General features: G+C 65.7%; 15 protein-coding genes. 3 read left to right on the forward strand and 12 right to left on the reverse strand.

Annotation, left to right across the window (positions count from 1 at the left end):
• Positions 1-2: 2 nt before the first annotated feature.
• From ACLJEU_RS07715 to ACLJEU_RS07735, 5 genes are all read right to left on the reverse strand, one after another.
• Positions 3-1,601 carry a regulator gene (locus tag ACLJEU_RS07715; protein WP_414662028.1) on the reverse strand — a complete coding sequence of 533 codons (1,599 nt, stop codon included), beginning with the start codon at positions 1,599-1,601 and terminating at the stop codon, positions 3-5.
• A 41-nt stretch (positions 1,602-1,642) separates the two neighbouring features.
• A complete protein-coding gene (locus ACLJEU_RS07720; protein WP_414662029.1) occupies positions 1,643-2,380 on the reverse strand; it encodes a cysteine hydrolase family protein in 738 nt (245 codons plus the stop codon).
• The gene (locus ACLJEU_RS07725) at positions 2,377-3,789 is read right to left on the reverse strand and encodes an AtzE family amidohydrolase (RefSeq protein ID WP_414662030.1); all 1,413 of its coding nucleotides are present in this window, start codon (positions 3,787-3,789) and stop codon (positions 2,377-2,379) included. Before ACLJEU_RS07725 ends, ACLJEU_RS07720 begins: the two co-directional genes overlap by 4 nt.
• Positions 3,786-4,361 (reverse strand): AtzH-like domain-containing protein, encoded by a 576-nt coding sequence (locus ACLJEU_RS07730; RefSeq protein WP_414662031.1) that lies wholly within the window; start codon positions 4,359-4,361, stop codon positions 3,786-3,788. The genes ACLJEU_RS07725 and ACLJEU_RS07730 overlap by 4 nt, the downstream gene beginning before the upstream one ends.
• A gap of 143 nt (positions 4,362-4,504) precedes the next feature.
• Entirely contained in the window at positions 4,505-6,934 is a 2,430-nt protein-coding gene (locus tag ACLJEU_RS07735; RefSeq protein ID WP_414662032.1) for a TonB-dependent siderophore receptor, read from the reverse strand.
• Positions 6,935-7,082: 148 nt separating this feature from the next.
• On the opposite strand from ACLJEU_RS07735, the gene ACLJEU_RS07740 reads away from it, so the two are divergent.
• Positions 7,083-7,823: a GntR family transcriptional regulator gene (locus ACLJEU_RS07740; RefSeq protein WP_457795357.1), complete on the forward strand. Its 741-nt coding sequence runs from the start codon at positions 7,083-7,085 to the stop codon at positions 7,821-7,823.
• Between the two features lie 129 nt (positions 7,824-7,952).
• Positions 7,953-8,273: a quaternary ammonium compound efflux SMR transporter SugE gene (sugE, locus tag ACLJEU_RS07745; protein ID WP_414662034.1), complete on the forward strand. Its 321-nt coding sequence runs from the start codon at positions 7,953-7,955 to the stop codon at positions 8,271-8,273.
• A gap of 67 nt (positions 8,274-8,340) precedes the next feature.
• Here sugE and ACLJEU_RS07750 read toward each other — a convergent pair whose 3' ends face one another.
• From ACLJEU_RS07750 to rlmN, 6 genes are all read right to left on the reverse strand, one after another.
• Positions 8,341-9,531, reverse strand: coding sequence for a DUF4340 domain-containing protein (locus ACLJEU_RS07750; RefSeq protein WP_414662035.1), 1,191 nt, complete (start codon positions 9,529-9,531; stop codon positions 8,341-8,343).
• 204 nt (positions 9,532-9,735) lie between these two features.
• Positions 9,736-11,640, reverse strand: coding sequence for a GldG family protein (locus ACLJEU_RS07755; protein ID WP_414662036.1), 1,905 nt, complete (start codon positions 11,638-11,640; stop codon positions 9,736-9,738).
• A 50-nt stretch (positions 11,641-11,690) separates the two neighbouring features.
• Positions 11,691-12,416, reverse strand: a complete 726-nt coding sequence (locus tag ACLJEU_RS07760; RefSeq protein ID WP_414662037.1) for an ABC transporter permease — start codon at positions 12,414-12,416, stop codon at positions 11,691-11,693.
• A gap of 103 nt (positions 12,417-12,519) precedes the next feature.
• Positions 12,520-13,242: an ABC transporter ATP-binding protein gene (locus tag ACLJEU_RS07765; RefSeq protein WP_414662038.1), complete on the reverse strand. Its 723-nt coding sequence runs from the start codon at positions 13,240-13,242 to the stop codon at positions 12,520-12,522.
• Positions 13,243-13,431: 189 nt separating this feature from the next.
• On the reverse strand, positions 13,432-15,318 hold the full coding sequence (locus ACLJEU_RS07770) for a hypothetical protein (RefSeq protein ID WP_414662039.1): 1,887 nt from the start codon (positions 15,316-15,318) through the stop codon (positions 13,432-13,434).
• Positions 15,319-15,326: 8 nt separating this feature from the next.
• Entirely contained in the window at positions 15,327-16,460 is a 1,134-nt protein-coding gene (gene rlmN, locus ACLJEU_RS07775) for a 23S rRNA (adenine(2503)-C(2))-methyltransferase RlmN (RefSeq protein ID WP_414662040.1), read from the reverse strand.
• 113 nt (positions 16,461-16,573) lie between these two features.
• Between rlmN and ACLJEU_RS07780 the strand changes: the two genes are divergently transcribed.
• Complete coding sequence (locus ACLJEU_RS07780) at positions 16,574-17,569, forward strand: SMP-30/gluconolactonase/LRE family protein (RefSeq protein WP_414662041.1); 996 nt, start codon at positions 16,574-16,576, stop codon at positions 17,567-17,569.
• 31 nt (positions 17,570-17,600) lie between these two features.
• Here the strand turns inward: ACLJEU_RS07780 and ACLJEU_RS07785 are convergent, their stop codons facing one another.
• Positions 17,601-18,623, reverse strand: coding sequence for an alpha/beta hydrolase family protein (locus ACLJEU_RS07785; protein WP_414662042.1), 1,023 nt, complete (start codon positions 18,621-18,623; stop codon positions 17,601-17,603).
• Between the last annotated feature and the right edge of the window lie 86 nt (positions 18,624-18,709).

An 18,709-nucleotide genomic window follows, 5' to 3' on the forward strand; every position in this document is an offset into this window, starting at 1 on the left:
GTTCAGGCGACGTCAGCGAGCTGCGGCGTGCGCTCGTCTGCGTGCACCGGTGCGGTGGGCGTGATCGCCACGGGCGCGGCGAAGTGCGCGCACCCCGCGAGGAACACCGCCATCGTCAGATAACTCGCGGCCACCGCCGGGCTCTGGGCGAGTCCGATGCGTTCGCCGTGCATCAGGCCGAAGAACGTGAGGACGGCGCCGGCCGCGGCGAATCGCGCGGCCCACCACAGCTGGCGGTCGATGATGTAGACGGCGATGGCGCCGAGCACCAAGCCGCCGAGTGCAGCGCCGCCGCCGAGAATCTCGAGGCCGTGAAACAGCACGCCTTCGCCGGCCATCTTGGTGACGAGATCCGCCGAGATGGCAGTCACGCCCGCGGCGGCGAGCGAGCCCTTGATCAAGCCGATGGACCACGCGGCAAGATGGGGCACGAGGGCGACGACCACCGCCGGCGCGTGGCGGTGCGGTGATTCGGAGAACGCCTGCGAGCCCATCAGCATGCCGATGTAGAGCAGAATCGGCAGAATGGATACGACGGGCACGAGGGCCAGCATGACGGAGACGGTGCCGAGCCAGCAGAGCACGATCACCATGGCGCCGGTCGCCACCGAATAGCCGATCCGGCCGCCCATTGCCTTCCAGCCGGGATGGCCGATGTACACCGCGAGGATGAACGGATTGCCCATCAGGCAACCGATCATGCTCACGATGCCGTCGGCGGCCAGGACGCGCGTGGTCGGAAAACTGTCTCCGCCCGCCGCCGCGCTTTCCACGTTGTCGATGGCCTCGACGAGATCGTAGATGCCGAACGGTATGGCGGTGACCAGCAGGACGCCGAGGTACTCGAAGCCCGAGAACACATGGCCGAACGCCGGCAGCGGCACGCTGAAACCGAAATGCGTGAACGACTGCGTGAGGCCCTCGAGCGAGAGTCCGCCGTAGTTCAGGCCGAAGAGATTGGAACCCCAGGCGATCGCCATGCCCACGGCCATTGCGATCAGGCCGGCAGGCAGGCCGCGGAAATAGCGGACACCGCCAAACCAGTTCACGAGCAGGATGGCGAAGCAGACGAGCCCGATCGCGGGCGTCAGGAACATCTGCAGCGCGGGACGCATCGAGATGAAGGTAATCGACACGCCGGCGAGCGTGCCCAGGAGCGCGGCGCGCGGCGTGACCTTGCGCACCCAGCGTCCCAGAAATCCGCCGATGACCAGCACGATGCTCTGGATGAACACCCACGTCAGCCCCGCCTCCCACGCTTTGATCGGATCGCCGGTCTGCAGCTTGATCGGGAGCATCACGACGAAAACGCAGATGAACATGTGGCCCACGCCGGGGCCGGAGGGCAGGGCGCAGACGTCGTTGCGTCCCGTCTTGCGCGCGAGGTCGTACGCCAGCCACGCGTAGTAGCACGTTGAGAGGCAGAGCATCAATCCGACGGCTGGCAGGATGCGACCGAACACGAGATCGTCCGGCATCTTCAGCACGTAGCGCAGCAGGCCGGTGAGCGTGAGGACGTTGACGAGAATGTTGGTGCCGAAACCGAAGAAGGCGTTCCAGTCTCCGGGCACCCAGAGTTTCGGGCGGGTGAGGGTGGTCATGGTGGAAGCGGTGGAACGTTCGGGCGGAGCAGGTGGGTGAATCAGGGCAGCGCGGCGAGGAGGCGGGCCGAGTCGGAGACCCAGCCAAAGATGCCCGCCTGCGCGGAAATCATCCGCAGCGCGGCGAGGTGAAATTCGGGGAAATACGAGGCGACGCAGTCCGACAGCACGAGGCAGTCGTAGCCGCGATCGTTCGCCTCGCGGACGGTCGTGTGAACGCAGACCTCGGTCGTGACACCCGTCACCACGAGCTGGCGCAGCCCGAGCCGTTGCAACTGCGCGTGAAGATCCGTGGCCCAGAACGCGCCCTTGCCCGGCTTGTCGATGATCAGCTCACCGGCGAGTGGCGCCAGCTCCGGGATGATCGCGTGGCCGGCTTCACCCTGGATCAGGATTCGGCCCATCGGACCGCGATCGCCGATCGTCAGCGCGCCGCGGGAACGGACTTTCTTCGCCGCCGGCAGATCGCTCAGGTCCGGCCGGTGTCCCTCCCGCGTATGCACCACGTGGAGACCGGCGCGACGCCACGCGGCGAGCACCTGTGACACCGGCGCGATCGTGCGGCGAAGCAACGTGACGTCGTTGCCCAGTGCCGCACCGAAACCGCCCGGCTCGAGGAAGTCCCGCTGCATGTCGATCACGAGCAGGCCGCACTCCCGCGGCACGAGGGCAAACGGATACGGCTCGGCCGGAACCGGTGCGGCGCCGGAAACGGGAACATGCGGAGCAGCGTTCCCTGCGTTGCTCGCGCTGGCTGACGAGTGAGAGGGAGCGTTCATGCGGCCAGACGCGCAACGGGCGCGGTGCACACGCCGGAGTGTTCAAGCACGCGCGCGACGCGCAGCAGCGCCGTCTCGCGCCAGGGCGCGGCGATCAACTGGACGGCGATCGGTTGCGGCCCGGCGGTGTGCACCGGGGCCGCCACGACGGGCAGGCCGATGAAACTGATCGGTTGGGTGAAGAGGCCGAGATTGGGACGCACCGGCAGCTCGACGCCCTCGATGGTCATCAATTCCTGCCCGAGAAACGTGGCGGGCACCGGCGTGGCGGGCGCGATCAGCACGTCGACGTGGCGAAACACCTCGCGCACCTGCGCGCGGAACCACGCGCGAAAACGTTGCGCGTGCAGATACCAGGCCGCGGGCGTGAGCGCGCCGGCGAGGAAGCGATCGCGGATCTTCGGATCGAAGTATGCGGCGTTCTTCCGCAGGCGATCGAGGTGCAGGCTTCCGCCCTCGGTCGCCGTGATGAGGAAGGCGGCGGCGCGGGCGTGTGCCGCCTGTGGCAACTCCACGCGCCCGCCGCGAAAGGCCGGGCTCAGGGCGTTGGCCACGGCGACGGCCGCCGCGTGCGCCTGCGGCGGACAGCCGCGTTCGAAGTAGCCGCCGAGCAGCGCCACGCGGAGATCGCCGAGGCCGGTGTCGAGGTGAGGCGCGGCGGCGTCCACCGGTCGCTGCGCGCACGCCGGGTCGCGCGGATCCGGGCCCTGCATCGCGTCGTAGGCCACAGCCAGATCGGCGACGGTGCGCGCGAACGGACCGATGTGGTCGAGACTTTCGACGAACGGAAAACTCCCGGCGCGGGAGAGCCGGCCGTACGTGGGCTTCAGTCCCCAGATGCCGCAGAACGACGAAGGCACGCGAATGGAACCGTTCGTATCCGTGCCGAGCGCGATCGGCACGAGGCCGGCGGCGACCGCGGCACCACAGCCACCGGACGAACCGCCGGCGGATCGCGCCAGGTCGTGCGGATTGCGCGTGGCGCCGTCGTGCGCGTTGTCCGTCACAAAATCGTAGGCGTACTCGCCCATGTTGAGCGCGCCGACGCACACGGCGCCCGCGCGGCAGAGGCGCTCGACCGCAGTAGCGTCGCTCGTGGCCGCAGGGTGGTGGCGATTGATCTTCGAGCCCGCGACGGTCACGACGCCGGTGAGATCAAAGAGGTTTTTCACCGCGAAGGGCACGCCGGCCAGCGGGCCGGGATCGCGGCGGGAGGCGAAGGCGTCGTCGACCGCGGCCGCTTCCCGCCGGGCCCGATCCATCGTGACGCTGGTGAACGCGTTGATCGCGCCGTGGGTCGCGGCAATGCGCTCGAGCGCCGATTCCACCACGCGGCGGGCGTTGACCTGGCCGGAGCGAATCGCGGCGGCGGTTTCGAGGCCGCTCAGGCTGGCGAGCTGTGCGCTCATGCGGTGAAGACGGGCGCAGCCTCGACGTCGGCCGGGAGTGTAAAGGCTAGCAGCGGCGCCGCGAGGGCGGCGGTGCGCTGCAGCTGCTGCACGACGCCGCTGCGAAAGGATCGTTCGATCGGCAGGCCGATCGCCGCCGCGGTGTGATCAACGTAGTCATCCCAGGCCGGGTTCAAGCCCGGCGGGTTGAGCGCGTGGGAAACGTGGGCGGACACAATCTTCCAGCCGATCGAGGGAAACCGGACCCATTGCTGCGACTGGCGGGTGTGGCGCGTGCGCTGGTGAATGCTTTGTTTCAATTCACACATGACCGAGGCGGTCTCGGTGCCGAACGTGAGGATGGTGCGGCGGAGCAGCGTGCGTTCGGTGAATTCAGGGCTGCTGCCGTGACGGTATAGCGCCACCGCCTCCGCGCCGTAAAGGTGTTCGGCCACGCCAAAGCGTACCACGTGCGGCGAGTCCCAGAAGAAAGCGTTCAGGGCCGGAACGTCGTTCGCGGCCAGCGCCCGCTCGTAGGCGTCGTGCAGCGCGGTGATTTCAGCGACAACGGTGGGGGCGTTGATGTCAGCCATGGGCTTCAGGAGTTAGCAGGGAACGGACCATGTGGCGGGATGGCGGAAGTTCAGAAAAAGGTGGGCGGGGTGCGCTTACGCTCGGGCCGGAGTCGTCTAGGTTCCAAACCCACGGAGAAGCGACCCCGCCCACCTCGCACTGCTTACCACTTGTAACTCACCGAAAGATCAACCGTTGGCCCGATGCTGGGGCTGATGAAAACGTCCCAGAACAGGAACTGCGGCGTGTAGTACCGCTCGTCCAAGATATTGTTGGCGTTGAGCCGGAACGACCACGGCCCGCGGTTGTAGAAGAGCGCGCCGCGGGTCACGAAATACTCGGGCAGCCGGATTTGCTGCAGGTATCCGGAGTAGAAGGACGAGACATAGGTGCCGCCGAGGGAAACGCCCCAGCCCTGGCGCGAGGTGTAGGTGCCGTTGACGGAGAAGACGCGTTGGGGCGTCGGGGCCTCGAGCGGCGACTTCACGCCGATGAGCCCGCCGACGGCCACGAAGCGGCCGGCGTAGGTCTGGGCCGGATTCAGACCGAGCGCTGACGGCGGAACGCCGAGGAAGAATGGCGGGTTCTGCAGGTCGGTGCGCTGCCAGGTGGCGGCGGCGGTGAAGCTCAGGGTTTTGGTGGGAGCGTAGCGCGCCTCAAACTCGAGCCCCTTCGACTTGTACTTGTCGAAGGTGCCGGCGGTGGGATTGAACGCGGTCTTCTCCTGCTTGTAGTAGGCGAGCGTGGTGAAGAGCTTGCCCTTCAGCACCGTGCCCTTGAGGCCGGCTTCCGCAATTTTGGAATCCTGCAGCCAGGTGTCGCCGCCGAGATTCAGGCGGTCGATCATGCCGCCCTGACCCAGCTCGAGATAGCGCGAGGTGGCGTAGGTGACGTACGGGCTCAGGCCGTCGAGCTTGTAGGTGATGCTGGCATTGTACGTGAGCGCGTTGTCGGAGGCGCTTTCGTAGCCGTACGCGGCGTTGAGGTCGGTGCCGTTGGTGTGGGCATTGTAACGATCCCAGCGTGCGCTGCCGATGAAGCCCAGTTTTCCGGCGATGGTCGTGTCGACGAGGGCGAAGGCGCCGAGGTCGGTGAACGCACCGATCTGCCGCCAGTTGTAGGGCACGTTGGCGCTGCCCGTGTGCGCGCCCTCGAAGCGATCGTTGCCGCTCGCGCCGACGGAGATGTCACGGCGGTCGAGCACCTGGTAGCCGCGGCCGCGCGACTCGCGTTCGTCACCGGAGGAGTACCGCCACGAGACGCCGAACACGCCGTCGAGCACGGTGTTGGCCGACGGCTTGGCCTGGATCGTCGCCGTCGTCTTGTTTTCAAACGCCATCGCGAGGTAGTCCGCGGTGAATCCGTAACTCGAATACTTCGTGTGGTTCATGTAGTCGTAGAACGACTGATTCTTCAGGGTCAAGCTGTCGCCCGAGGTCTTCGTCACGTCGAAGTAAGCGGTGAGCGAGTCGGTCTTGGAAAAGTCGATCGGCTCCACCTGCACCGTGTGATGGCTGAGCTTGACCGTGCGGACGGTGGCGGGATTGAGCGCGAAGGCGGCCTTCTGCTGGGCGGTGAGCGCGTCGTAGGGAAACGGGTTCGCAAACGCGAACTGCTCGAGGGCGTACGCGTTCAACTCGGAGGGACTCAGGAAACCGTTGCCATTGGCGTCCAAGTTCAGCGCGGCGCGGCCGGCGAGATATTCGCCGTCGGTGTCGATCATCCGCTGCGTGACGCGATTCCAGCCGAGACTCTGATTCAAGTCGGCCCACTGCGCCATCACGCCGTATTCCAGGAGCACGGAGTTTGACAGCTGCGTGTCGATCGCGACCTGCACGAGCGTGCTCTTGTTGTAGATGTTGTCGTAGTAGCTGTCGGAGTCCTCCGCCTGCACGAACACGTAGGCGCCGGACTTTTTGCCGAAGAGGGAGAAGGGCGCGCCGTACTCGATGCTGCCCGTCTTCTTGCCGTAGGTGCCGAGGGTGAGGCTCGAGACGCCCACCGGTTTGTCGATGAACTTGGCGGTTTTGCTCTTGGCGGTTTTCGGGATGAAGTTCAGCACGCCGCCCACCTTGCCACCGCCGTAGATCGGGGGCGGCGGACCCTTCACGATTTCCGTGTAGTCGGTGCTCGCGATCGGCGTGGGAAAGTTGCCGCGATTTTCAATGCGCCGGAAGCCGCGGAAAAAGTTGTCCGCCCGCTCGCCGCGCACGTCGAGGGCGCCGGGGACGCCAAAATAGTTGCCGGTGAAAGAACCTGCGGTGACGGCGACAAAGTCGTTCACCGTGCGGATGCTGAAGAGGTCCGTCAGCGAACTCTCAATGACCGTGATCGATCTGGGCGTGTCGATCAGTGGCCGGGAAACGCCGAACAGGCTGGCGCTGTCACGCGCCGGCAGGACGTCGTACAAGTCGTCGGCCTTCGCCGCGGCGACGAAGCGCTCGAGGGTCACGACCTCTTCGGCTGGCGCGCGGGCGGTTTGCGCTCCGCTGGGAGCCGGGAATGAGCAGACGGAAAGGAGCGCAACCGAAGCGAGCACGGGCAGGCGGCGCGGACGGAACGGCGGTGGGAGCGGAACATTTTTCGGAGGCATGGGCGGAAGGCGGACGTGGGTGGAGGAAGAACTGGCGCAGTCCCGCTGAAGCAGTGTGTATGCCAGACCGTATTCAATATTGTATACGATAACGTATGCGGTTCGCGGTTGCCTGTGGGGTCGCGGATGGCTTTTCCTGCGCGAGATCATGGCCCGCAGTCTCCGCACTCCCTTGTCTGCATCGGTGAAGGCCACCGTCGACAAAGTCGCCGTTACACCCAATCCGCTGGCTCCGCAGATTCTGCGGACCCTGCGCGAGCGGATTCTCAACTGGTATTATCCACCGGGCCGCCACCTCGGTGAACAGGTGTTGTGCGAGGAGTTTTCGGCGAGCCGGATCCCGGTCCGCGAGGCGTTGCGGGCGCTCGCCGAGCAGGGGCTCGTGGATCAGGTCCCGAATCAGGGCTGCTACGTGAAGCAGCCGGATGTCGAGGGCATCCACCAGCTGTACGACTACCGGCTGGCGCTGGAACTGTTCGTCATCGAGCGGCTGGCGACGCTCGGCATTCCGGAGGAGTTTGCGAAGGAGACGCGTGCGCGATGGGAGCCGCTGCTGAAGATCACCGCCGATGCGCCGGTGGATGGCGCGGAATTGGTGCGGGCGGACGAGGCGTTTCACCTCGGTTTCGCGCAGTTGCTGGGCAACGCCTACATCATCGAGGCGCTCCAGGACATCAACGAGCGCCTGCGGTTTGTCCGGCTCGTCGTGATCACGACGCCGCACCGGGTGCATGCCACGGCCGGCGAGCATCTGGCGGTGTTGAACGCGGTGACGCGCAAGAATCCGGAGGCGGCGCGCAAGGCGCTGCGGCTGAACATCAGTGCGGCCCGCAACAAGGTGGAGATCGCGCTCGCGCAGGCGCTGACGAATTCGCACCGGCGGCGCTAAGCGGCTCGCGCGCGGCTCGGGCGTTGACTTGGAGTTCCGCGCCCGTTGGTTGGCGGCGGACCACCGGCGTTTGCCTTGCAGCCTGCGGACGCCTGCCGGCGGTCGGCGTCCACGTGATTGAATTCGTCTATGAAGCCTTGGATTTTTCTGCTGGTGGCGGCGGCCCTCGAAGTCGGCTGGGCCATCGGACTCAAGTATACGCAAGGCTTCACCCGGCTGTGGCCTTCAGTGGCGACGATCGCGGCCATGGCGGCCAGCATGTACCTGCTGGCGCTGGCAGCGCGCGTGCTTCCGATCGGCACCGCCTACGCGGTGTGGACCGGCATCGGCGCGGTGGGCACCGCGGTGATTGGAATCTTGCTGCTCGACGAACCCGCCAACGCAGGGCGGATCGTGTGCATCGGCCTGATCGTGTGCGGCGTCGCGGGGCTGAAATACTTCAGCCCGTGAACGGCGCGTTCCGTCCCTGAGGATCGGAGTGCAGGCGGGACGCCTGCGCTCCCGTGGAGGCGCCGACCTACTTGGTGCTGTCGGTCTTCTTGTCTTCCGTCTTCGCCTTGTCGGCGGGGGCCGGGGCCGCGGCGGGGACGGGCTCGAACAGCTCGTCGGCCTTCTGCGGCAGGCCGGTGAAGGTGTAATCGGAAATCTGGTACGCGCGCTTCTGCATCGCGGCGTTCACGGGTGCCGCGGCGTCACTGTGCGCGACAAAGGCGAACACCGGTCCCGCGGGAATCGTTTCGAATTCCGGCGCGAGCGGTTTGGCGTCGGCGGGTTTTCCGTCTTTCGCCGGCTCCTCCTTCTTGGTGAGATCGGCGACGCTCCCGAGCGCGCCCGGGCCTGTCTTGCCGTCAGCGGCGGGCGCGAGCGCCTTGAGTTTCTTTTCCTCGGGCTTGCGACCGAGGGCCACGGTCACGGACTTGTTGTCGAAGGTCGTGACCTTGAACGAGCGGAGGTTGGCCTTCGCCACGACGGCGTTGGCGTCGTCGGGCGCGGTGGAGTCGGAGAAGCGGATATTGCCCACCGACGACAGGACGGTGGCGACCTTGTCAGCCTTGACGCGCTGACCGGCGGGCGTCTTGTCGGCGGTCCATGGGTCTTCCTTCTTCGCGCGTGACACCACGATCGGGCCGCCTTCGGCGAAGGGAATTTCAATCCTGGCGATGTCGTCGGCCTTGAGATTGAGCAGCTCGGCGTTCGCCCAATTCTTGGCCTCGGTGTCGAGAAACGCGCTGAGGTTGACGAGGTACGCTTTGGCTTCGGCACCGAACTTTACGTACCGGCCGCCACCGACCTCGGCGTTCTTGCCGAGGGTGGCGGAGAACACCGGCTTGTCGGCGGCGTCGAGCAATTCGATCTTCGTATCCTTGAACTCGAGACGCGCGATGCGGTCGGGCGCGCTGGTGACGAGGCGCTGGATCTTGGCTTCCGTCAGATTCGCGACGAAGCCGGAGAGCTTCGAGAAATCGGCGGGCAGGTCATAGTAGGACGGCACGCGCCATGTGCCATCGGCCTGGCGGACGAGGTCGACGGTTTTGCCGGCGTCGCTCAGGCGCAGCTTGGCGGCCTTGTCGATGGCGGCGCTGTCCACCAGCGATTGGTTGATGCGCGCGTCGGCCGCGGCCGGCGGGGCCGGACGGCGGGCGATGAACACGGCGATCGACAGGGCGGCGAGGACGAGGACGGTGACGATGAGGGATTTGATTTTCATCGATCAGAGGAGTGGAATCATGGTGGAGACGTAGTCACGGGATCCGTCGCGCTTGTTCGAACTCATTCGGTTGAGCGTTGAGAGCTGAGGGTTGAGAGAAAAACCATCCGGCGGGGTCGTTCGTAACGTGAAGGTTTCGGACGTTTCCTCGGTGGCTCGATCGCTCAACGCTCAACATTCAACCATCAGCTGCATGCGTTCGGTTCAGCGCTTGCGGTTGCGATAAAACCAGACGCCGAACACGCCCACGAGGAGCGGCATGGCCAGCAGGTTCATCACGAGAAGTTTGTTTTCGAGGCGGTCGATGTCCTCGCGGAGCGCGCGACGGATCTCACGGCGTTCGCCGCGCATCGTCGCCTGCTGTTTCTGGAAATCCTCGATGGCCTTCGTCATCTCCGGCGTGGCGACGAGACGATTACCCTCGCCCTTCTTGCCCTGGAGCTCGGTGAGCTTCGCCTGCACCTGCTGGAGGCGCGCGTCGAGCTCGGTGAGCTTCGTTTGGTACTGCTTCTGCGCTGCGGCTTCCATCTTGCGCACGACGTCGAACGGCCGCAGCGACGTGCCCTTGCCGCGGATGGAAATCAGATCCTGCGATCCGCCGAGGAACTCGACGGTGTTCGCGGCAAACGCGAGGTTGTCGTTGAACGGCTCCGCGGCGGTCTGGCCGAAGAAGTTGAACTTGCGGACGCTGTAGTCGTCGAAAAGCCAGTCGGTGTCGGCAATGACGAAGAGCGTCGAGGTGCCCTTGGACTCCTTGAGCGACTCGCCCTTGGGCTCTTCCTTCTTGGGCTCCTCCTTCTTCGCGGGATCCTCCGCCGGCTTCTCATCCTTCGGCGCGCCGTCGGGGAAGGCCGACTTGAACTTCCCGGTGACGAGCGCGGCGATCGTCTTCTTGCCGCTCGGGGTGAGTTGCTTCGCGACATCGTCCGGCTGCGCGAACTGCAACATCATGCTGGCGATGTCGCCGGCCTGCGCAGAGGTCTCGACGAGCGGCGTGAAGGTGACGGTCGCGCCCTCCTTCTTCGCAATGCTGCCCGACTCGATGAACATGGCCGAGTTCAGCTGCGCCGTCGGCATCGCCTTCTGGTTGAAAGCCTCCTTGCCGCGCAGACTCAGCCAGATCGGATAACGTGCCACGCCGCCGCCGCCGGTCTGGACCTGCGTGGCGTTTTCGTTGTCGCCGACGACCTTTTGCGCGTCGTACTGGATGCCGTAGGCATTGAGCAGCGTCGGCAGATCGCTGGAAACGTTCTGCGGGCCCTGGCCCATCATCATCTGCTGCGGATTGCTCTGCCGCTTGAAGTGCTGGGATGACGGATCGACCGCGAGAAAGACTGGCTTGCCGCCGAGGAGGAATTGGTCGATCGCGAACTGGAGTTTCGGCGCCACGTTCTGCGGGTGCGCGACCATGAGGGCGTCGAGGCCGGCCGGAAGATCGGTCGCGGTGGGTTCGACGATCACGATCTGGAACGACTGCTCGAGCTCGGTCATCACCATCTGCGATGGCTGCGGCTGCCGGCGCATCATCATCATCATTTGCATCTCCTGCGGGCTCGTGCCCTGGAGCGGCAGGCTGGTGATCAAGCCGAGCTTTCGTTTGTCGAACTGCTGCACGCTGTAGACGAGCTTCGACAGATCGTACTCGAGGAACTGTTCGCGCTGCGGCGTGAAGGCCGGAATGTTTTTCTGCAGGTCGGCCTGCGTGACGATCAGGCCGAAGAAAAATTGTTCGCCGCCCTGCTGCGCGACCTGCGGCGTCAGGCCGGAGGCGGTGGCTTTTTCCTCATCGGGCGTGTCGGGGCGCGGATTGATGACGTTGAGCGTCAGCTTGCCACGCGAGGCGCGGACGTATTGCCGCAGCATTTCCTGCACGCGTGCCGCGTAGTTCTTGTAGGCGATCGGCAGGCCGCTGGCGTCCTTCGAGAAATACAGATCGATGGTCACCGGCTCCTCGATCTTGCCGAGCATCTTCTTGGTGCCGTCCGAGAGCGAGTAGATCGACTCGGCGGTGGCGTCGAACCGCACGGGGATCGACGACGCGAGGTAGTTAACGAGCACGAGCCCGACGAGGAGGAGAACGATGGCGAGGGTCTTGCTGCCGAGTTTCATGAGCGGGAGCCGAAAGAGGGTCGAGGGCGAGGGGCGGGGAGCGGCGGCGTTCAGCGCTCGAGCGCGACGACGTTAAGGAAGAGCGTGAAGCCCATCAATGAGAGGAAGAACAGCACGTCCTTCGGGTCGATGATGCCTTTCGTGAAGGCGTCGAAGTGGGTGATGAAACTGAAATTCGCGAGCGCATCGGCGAACGCGATCGGCAGCACGCCTTCCAGGGTGTCGGTGAAGCTGCTGAAGCCGAGGAAGAGCAGGATGGCGCACGCGCCCAGACTGAGCACGAAGCTGATCACCTGATTCTTCGTCAGGGCCGAGGTCAGCGCGCACACGCCGAGATAGCCACCGGCCATCAGAATCGCACCGATGTAGGTCGTGATGATGACGCCCCAGTCGGGGTCGCCGAGATAGCCAACGGTGATCGCCATCGGAAAACTCAGGAGCACGGCGAGCGCGAGGAACGCCCAGCCGGCGAGGAATTTTCCGAGGACGGCTTCAAGCGTCGTGATCGGCAGTGTGAAGAGCAGCTCGACCGTGCCGGAACGTTTTTCCTCGGACCACAGCCGCATGCCGACCGCGGGCACGATGAACATGAACAGCCACGGGAAAAACGTGAAGTAGCTCTCCATCCCGGCCACGCCCGCGCGGAAGAATCCGCCGTAACGGGAGAAGGCGAGCGACACGGAGATGACGAGAAAGGCGATCAGGAAGACGTAGGCTACGGGGGACCGGAAGTAGCCGAAGAACTCGCGTTTGAAGATCGGGGAGATTTGTCGCATGGCGGAAAGTCGAAAAGGGAAGAAGGAGAGTCGGAGCGCCCGGGCGTTCGGAGAGAGGCGATTTGCTTTGGCCTCTCGCCTTTCAACCTCTGGCCGCTCGCAACTAGATATCGCCGTGGGTCAGCGTGCGGAAAATTTCATCGAGCCGCGCGCCGGGTTTCCGCGCGCGCAATTGGGCGGGCGTTTCATCGGCGACGACCTTGCCGCGCGAGATGATGATGACCCGGTTGCAGATCGCGTCGACTTCCTCGAGGATGTGCGTCGACAGGATCACGGCCTTTTCGACCGACATGTTTTTGATCAGCGAACGCACTTCGTTCTTCTGATTCGGGTCCAGGCCATCGGTCGGCTCATCAAGCACGAGGACGGCGGGATCATGCAGCAGGGCCTGGGCGAAACCGACGCGCTGCTTGAACCCCTTCGAGAGTGTTTCGATCGTCTGCTTGCGCACCGGGGCGAGATGCGTGAGGGCGATCGCGCGGTCCACCTGAGTGCGGTTGGCGTCAGCACTACGAAATCCGCGGACGTCCGCCACGAAGCCGAGGAATTCCTCGACGGTCATCTCAGGATAAGCCGGCGCGCTTTCGGGCAGGTAGCCGAGCTTCTGTTTGACCGCGACCGGATCGACCGTGACGTCGATGCCGTCGACCGTGGCGGTGCCGGCATCGGGACGGAGGAAGCCGGTGATCATCTTCATCGTCGTCGATTTTCCCGCGCCGTTGGGGCCGAGGAAACCGAGGATATCGCCGCGTTTCACCGAGAAGGTGACGCCATCGACTGCGCGCTTGGTGCCGTAGGTTTTGACGAGACCTTTGACTTCAATCATGGAGCAGAGCGGGTGGGATTTAGACCGGTGAGACCGGCAAGACGGGGAAGGTTCCGAAAGGGTACAAAGAAGAGCGTTGGGTAAAATGAATCCGACGCCGGGCGCGCAAGCGGAAAGTGCAACCCGGGGCGTGGAAGCGGACAAAGGCGGCGATTCCCCCGGAAGCGAGGAGTTTCGCGCGTCAATCGGTCACTCCACGGCCCGAAGCGCAACCACCGCCGTATCCTTGGTCTCGCCGATGACCTGCGTTTGAAAGGGCGGCTGCGCCCCGCGGGAATGGCGGGTGAAAAAATCCAGGTTGGCCTGCCATTTCGTCACGATGATCGTGCGCACCTGCGACTCGCGCCAGCGGCGAACGGCTTCGGCCGGCGGCAGCGTCGGATCGAACAGCCAGTCAGCCTGCGGGCTCCACAGCGGAATCACTGTCACGCCCAGCGGACTGAATCGGCGCTGAAATCCGGGGGCGTCAGCAATCACGACGCCGGGCTTTCCGCCGGTCGCCTTCATGACGAGGGCGACCGTTTCGTCGGCCAGGCCGGCCGGGCTTGTCACGGTTGGTGCAAACGCTGGCCACGCGCGCCACGGCACGCGCCAGGGGCTTTGCGGCAACGCGAGCGTCGCGGGTAGTTGGGCGACCACGCCGACACCGACGAGAAACGTCAGGATCGTGGCGAGTCCGGGCCGGGGTGACAGCAATGCGGCCACGCCGAGTCCGAGCGATAGACAGCCCAGAACAAGGGCGGGACTTGTCACGCGCAGGGAATAAAACAGCCCGCCATTCGTGTAACGGACCGACGTGGCCCACAGCGCGAGGAGCAACGCGACCGCCGCCAGCGCGAGTACGGCGTCGCGTTGCCGCCGCGCGATCGCCGTGCCGAGTCCGATCCAGCCGAGCAGCGCGGCGGGCGCAAACAGCACCAGATAACGTATCACGCCGTCCCAGCCGGAAAGCGTTTTCAACGCCGCGCCGAAAGCGTCGGCATCGGATTCGATCCAAGCGACGAAGCGGGCGTTGGCCGGAAACAGCCCGCCGGGCGAGAGGCTGTAGAACGGATTGCCGGTGAGGATCCACGTGCGCAACGGCCACACCGCACCCAGCGCGGCCGCCGCCGTCAGCGCGAACCACGCGCGGCGTTCGGCGCGCCAGAACCACAGTGCGCCGCCGGCGAGCAGCGGAAACACCAGGCCGTACTCGCGTGCCGCCGCGCCGAGGGTCGCGAACAGCCCGGCGAGTGCCGCCCATTTTGCGTTGCGCGTGGACCGCCAGAACATCAGCGCGCAGGCGATTCCAGCCAGGGCCAGGGCGGTGAGGCCAGTCTCCTGGCCAATCAACATCGACCACGTCAGCAGCGGACACGCCGCGAGCGCGAGGACGGCGATGCGGGCGGCGTTGCGTCCGCCGCTGCGATCGGCCGCGTGCCAGACCAATTCATGCACCGACCACACCTGCAGTATGACCGCGGGCACGGTCCATGACGCGTGACTGCCGCCGGCGCACGCGTAGGCCCACGCGTGCAGCGCGGAAGCGCCCGGTGGAATGCTCTCGACCCAGAAATACGAAACGAAATCGGCTGCCGAACGGGGCGGATAGAAGTCGAGCGTGCCGAGTCGCAGCATCTGCTCCGCGAGAAAGCTCCAGCGGAACTCGACGTCCGGCCCGGCCAGCGGCTGGTGCCACGCGCGCCACGCGACTGCGACCCAGAACAGCAAATACACGGGCAGCAGAACGCTCATTCCGGTGAGCGGCGCGGACGTGCGCAGCCCCGCATTGCCTCCTCCCGCGGCGTACGGAGGAGCGGGAGAGCCCGGAGGAACGGTGCTGCGCGTCCGACCAACGACCACGGCGCCTGCGCTGATCAGTAACAGTCCCGCGGCCAGTGAAACCGGCGTGATCGGTGCGCCGCTGAGTTGGAGCGTGAGAACGGTCGCATACAGCGCGACGGCCGAACCGGAGAAGCAGGTCGCGACGGTCCGTGGCAGCCGCGCCGCGGTCATGAGCGCCGCGCCGGGTCCGAGCAGGCCAGCTCCGAGCGCACTTCCTTTTGCCGCCAGCCAGAAGAGCGAAGGGGCGTCCATCCGTCGGCTTAGACCTCGGTGCCAGCCGGCACGGTGTCGGTCGCGCGATCCTTTTCCGTCTTCAACCGCAGCTGCCCGCAGGCGGCGTCGATGTCATGGCCTTTTTCACGGCGCAGCGTGACGGAAATGCGGGCCGCGCGCAGGATGTCGGCGAACCGCTCCTGCCGTGTGATGCTCGGGCGTTTCCACGGTAGGCCTTCCACCGTGTTGTATGGAATCAAGTTCACGTGCGCGTGCAGATCGCGCGCGATGTCGCGCAGCTTTTCCGCCTGCACCAGCGAGTCGTTCACCTCCTCGATGAGAATGAATTCCAGCGTGACCATGCGGCCGTGCTTTTCGGAGAACGTCCGGATCGCCGGCACGAGTTTCGCGAGCGGGAACGCCCGGTTCACCGGCATGATTTTCTCGCGCACTTCGTCCGTCGCGCCGTGCAGCGAGATCGCCAGCCGGAAACCCAGTTCCTCCTCGGCCAGCTGCAGGATCTTCGGCACGAGCCCGCTCGTTGAAATCGTGATCCGCCGCGCGCCAAATCCCAGGCCCCACTCGGCATTCAGGATGGTGAGCGCGCGCAGCAGTTCGTCGTAATTGGCGAGCGGCTCGCCCATGCCCATGACGACGATGTTGTCGAACGAGGCCAGTTCCGTGCGGGCGCGCGGCGTGCGGACGTCCTCGCGGTAACAGACCTGCAGCAGCTGGGCGACGATTTCGCCCGCGTTGAGATCGCGTTTGAGGCCGGCGAGTCCGCTCGCGCAGAAGACGCAGCCCATGGCGCAACCGACTTGGGTGGAAATGCAGATGGTCTTGCGGGAATGTTCGATGCCGACGCCTTCCTGCGGGGCGCGGATGATCACGGTTTCAATGAGCGAGCGATCGCCGAGCTCGAGCAGCAGCTTGTCGGTGACGTCCTCGGACTGCTTGTTGAGCACGAGCGACGCCGGCATCAAATCGAACGTCTCCGCGAGCCACGCGCGCAGCGGTTTGGAGAGATTCGTCATGTCGTCCCACGAACGCGCGCGCTTCTTGTAAAGCCAGTCGAGGATCTGCTTCGCCCGGAACGCCGGCTCGCCCTGCGCGCGGAGTTTATCCGTGAGCGAGGCGAGCGTTTCGCCGGTGAGCGGCGCTTTGGCGGGCGTGAATTTCATTCGCAGGGACGTTGGCGTGGCGGCGGAGTCGGCGCAAGCGGCCAGCAGTACGAGTTCAATCTTCCACTTTCACCTTTCAACCCGGCGGTTCCGGCTTAGACCGAATCCACCCCATGAAACGTCTTCTCCTGCTGGCCCTGACGGCCCTGCTCGCGCACGCCGCCGACGACAAACCCCATCCGTTCGTCGGCCGCATTGAACGCCTCGATCCCTCCTTCGATCAACTGGTCGCGCCCGGTGCAACCATCGAGGTGCTGGCGGAAGGATTCCGCTGGTCGGAAGGTCCGACATGGTTCGACGGCGGCGTCGTGTTTTCCGACGTGCTCGCCAACACTGCGTATCGCTGGAAAGCGGGCATGAAAGCTGCGGAAGTATTTCTGCGCCCCAGCGGCCTCCTCGCCGCGGCGCCCGGATTTCGCGAACCCGGCAGCAACGGCCTCGGGCGCGACGCGCAGGGCCGGCTGTTGCTGTGCCAGCACGGCGAGCGCCGGGTGGCGCGGTTTGAAAACGGCACGTACACCACGGTCGCGGATCGGTTTGAGGGCAAGCGCTTCAACAGCCCGAACGATTTGGCGGTGCGCAAGAGCGGTGAGATCTACTTCACCGACCCGCCGTACGGCCTGGAGAAAATCGTCGACTCGCCGCTCCGCGAGATCCCGTTCGCGGGCGTGTATCGGATTGGCCGTGACGGCAAGGTCACGCTGCTTGAAAAGGGCCTCACGTTTCCGAACGGCATCGGCTTCTCGCCGGACGAGTCGACGTTGTACGTCGCGGTGAGCGATGCGCGGGCGACGCGCGTGATGGCGTACGACGTGCAACGCGACGGCACGCTGGCGCAGCCGCGGGTGTTTTTCGACGCCCAGCCGCGCCGGGAGCAGAAGCTGCCCGGTCTCTGCGACGGCCTGAAGGTCGATCGCGCGGGCAACGTCTGGTGCACCGGGCCGGGCGGCGTGATGGTGATTTCGCCGGCGGGAAAACTGCTCGGCGTGATCAACACCGGCGAGCCCACGGGCAACTGCTGCTGGGGCGACGACGGGTCGACGCTTTATATCACCGCGAACTATTTCCTCGTGCGCGTAAAGACGCTGACAAAGGGCGCGGGTTGGTGAAGGGCGAAGCCGTGAGGCGGCTGCGACGCCGTCACGGCTTGAGCCAACGCTTGAACCAGTCGCGCGCCAGCACGAGGGATTCGGGCAGCACCTTGTGCGCGGTGGCCGGCTGCACGTGGAGCACGAAGCGGTCGTCGGCGCCGGCGGCGCGATAGGCCGCGCGGGCGGCGTCGGCGCATTCCTTCAGGCCCGGGCCCGGCGTGCGCGGATCGATCTCGCCATTGATGGACAGCAACGGGCGCGGGGCGATCAGGGGCACCATGGCCGGTCCGTCGAACTCGCCGTAGATCCCTGGCGCGACGCGATCGTAGAACGTACGCACAAACTCGGCGCCGGGGTGGGCGACGCCCGAATCCTTCGCCGCCGCGTTGAAGGCGGCCTGGACCGTTTCGATGCGCGACTGCCAGGAATTGTTTTCCAATGCCCAGCGAAAGCTCTGCACGCCGATGCACGGCACCGCGACCGCGATGCGCGGGTCGATGGCGGCGGCAAGATAGGTTTCGATCCCGCCCTTTGAAAAACCGATGGCGCCAATGCGGCGTGGATCGACGTCGGCCCGCGTCTCGAGGTAGTCAATCAGCCGCATCACGTCCCAAGCCGTGTCGTAGAAGAACGGATACCCGCGGCCGGTGCGGAAGCGCTCCAGGATGGCGCCGACATACTCCGCGGACTTCGCCTCCTTGCCCGCTTTCGCGCGGGCACCGTGGAAACGGCCGTCGATCGCCACGGCCGCGAAGCCGTCGCGGGCGAGTTCGGCCAGCAACGCACGCTGGCTTTCCTTGTTTCCGCCGGTTCCGTGCAGGACGATGACCACCGGCCTGCGGCCGTTGGAGGTCGCGGATTTCACCAGGAGACCGGGGACGCGTTCGCCGGCCTCGGCGTCGAAGCTGAAGGCGGTTTCGACGAGGGCGTCGCGCGTGACCGGCGGGCTGACGTCGGCGGCGAGCGGGACGCGGGGACGATCGAGAAGTTTGAGGAAAGCGCTGCGGGAGTCGGCGGCGTGCGCTGCAAGCACGGCGAAAAACGCAAACGCGGCGAGGGGTAGCCGGGGCATGGTGAGTCGAGCAAACAGCTGTGGGCCGCGAGCGCAAGCGGGCAGGGCGCGCGGCCGTTTCGCGAAGTAACGCCGGGCCTGCAAAC

The sequence above is a fragment of the Terrisphaera buseokensis genome, from assembly GCF_047521145.2.
GTDB lineage: Bacteria > Verrucomicrobiota > Verrucomicrobiia > Opitutales > Opitutaceae > ER46.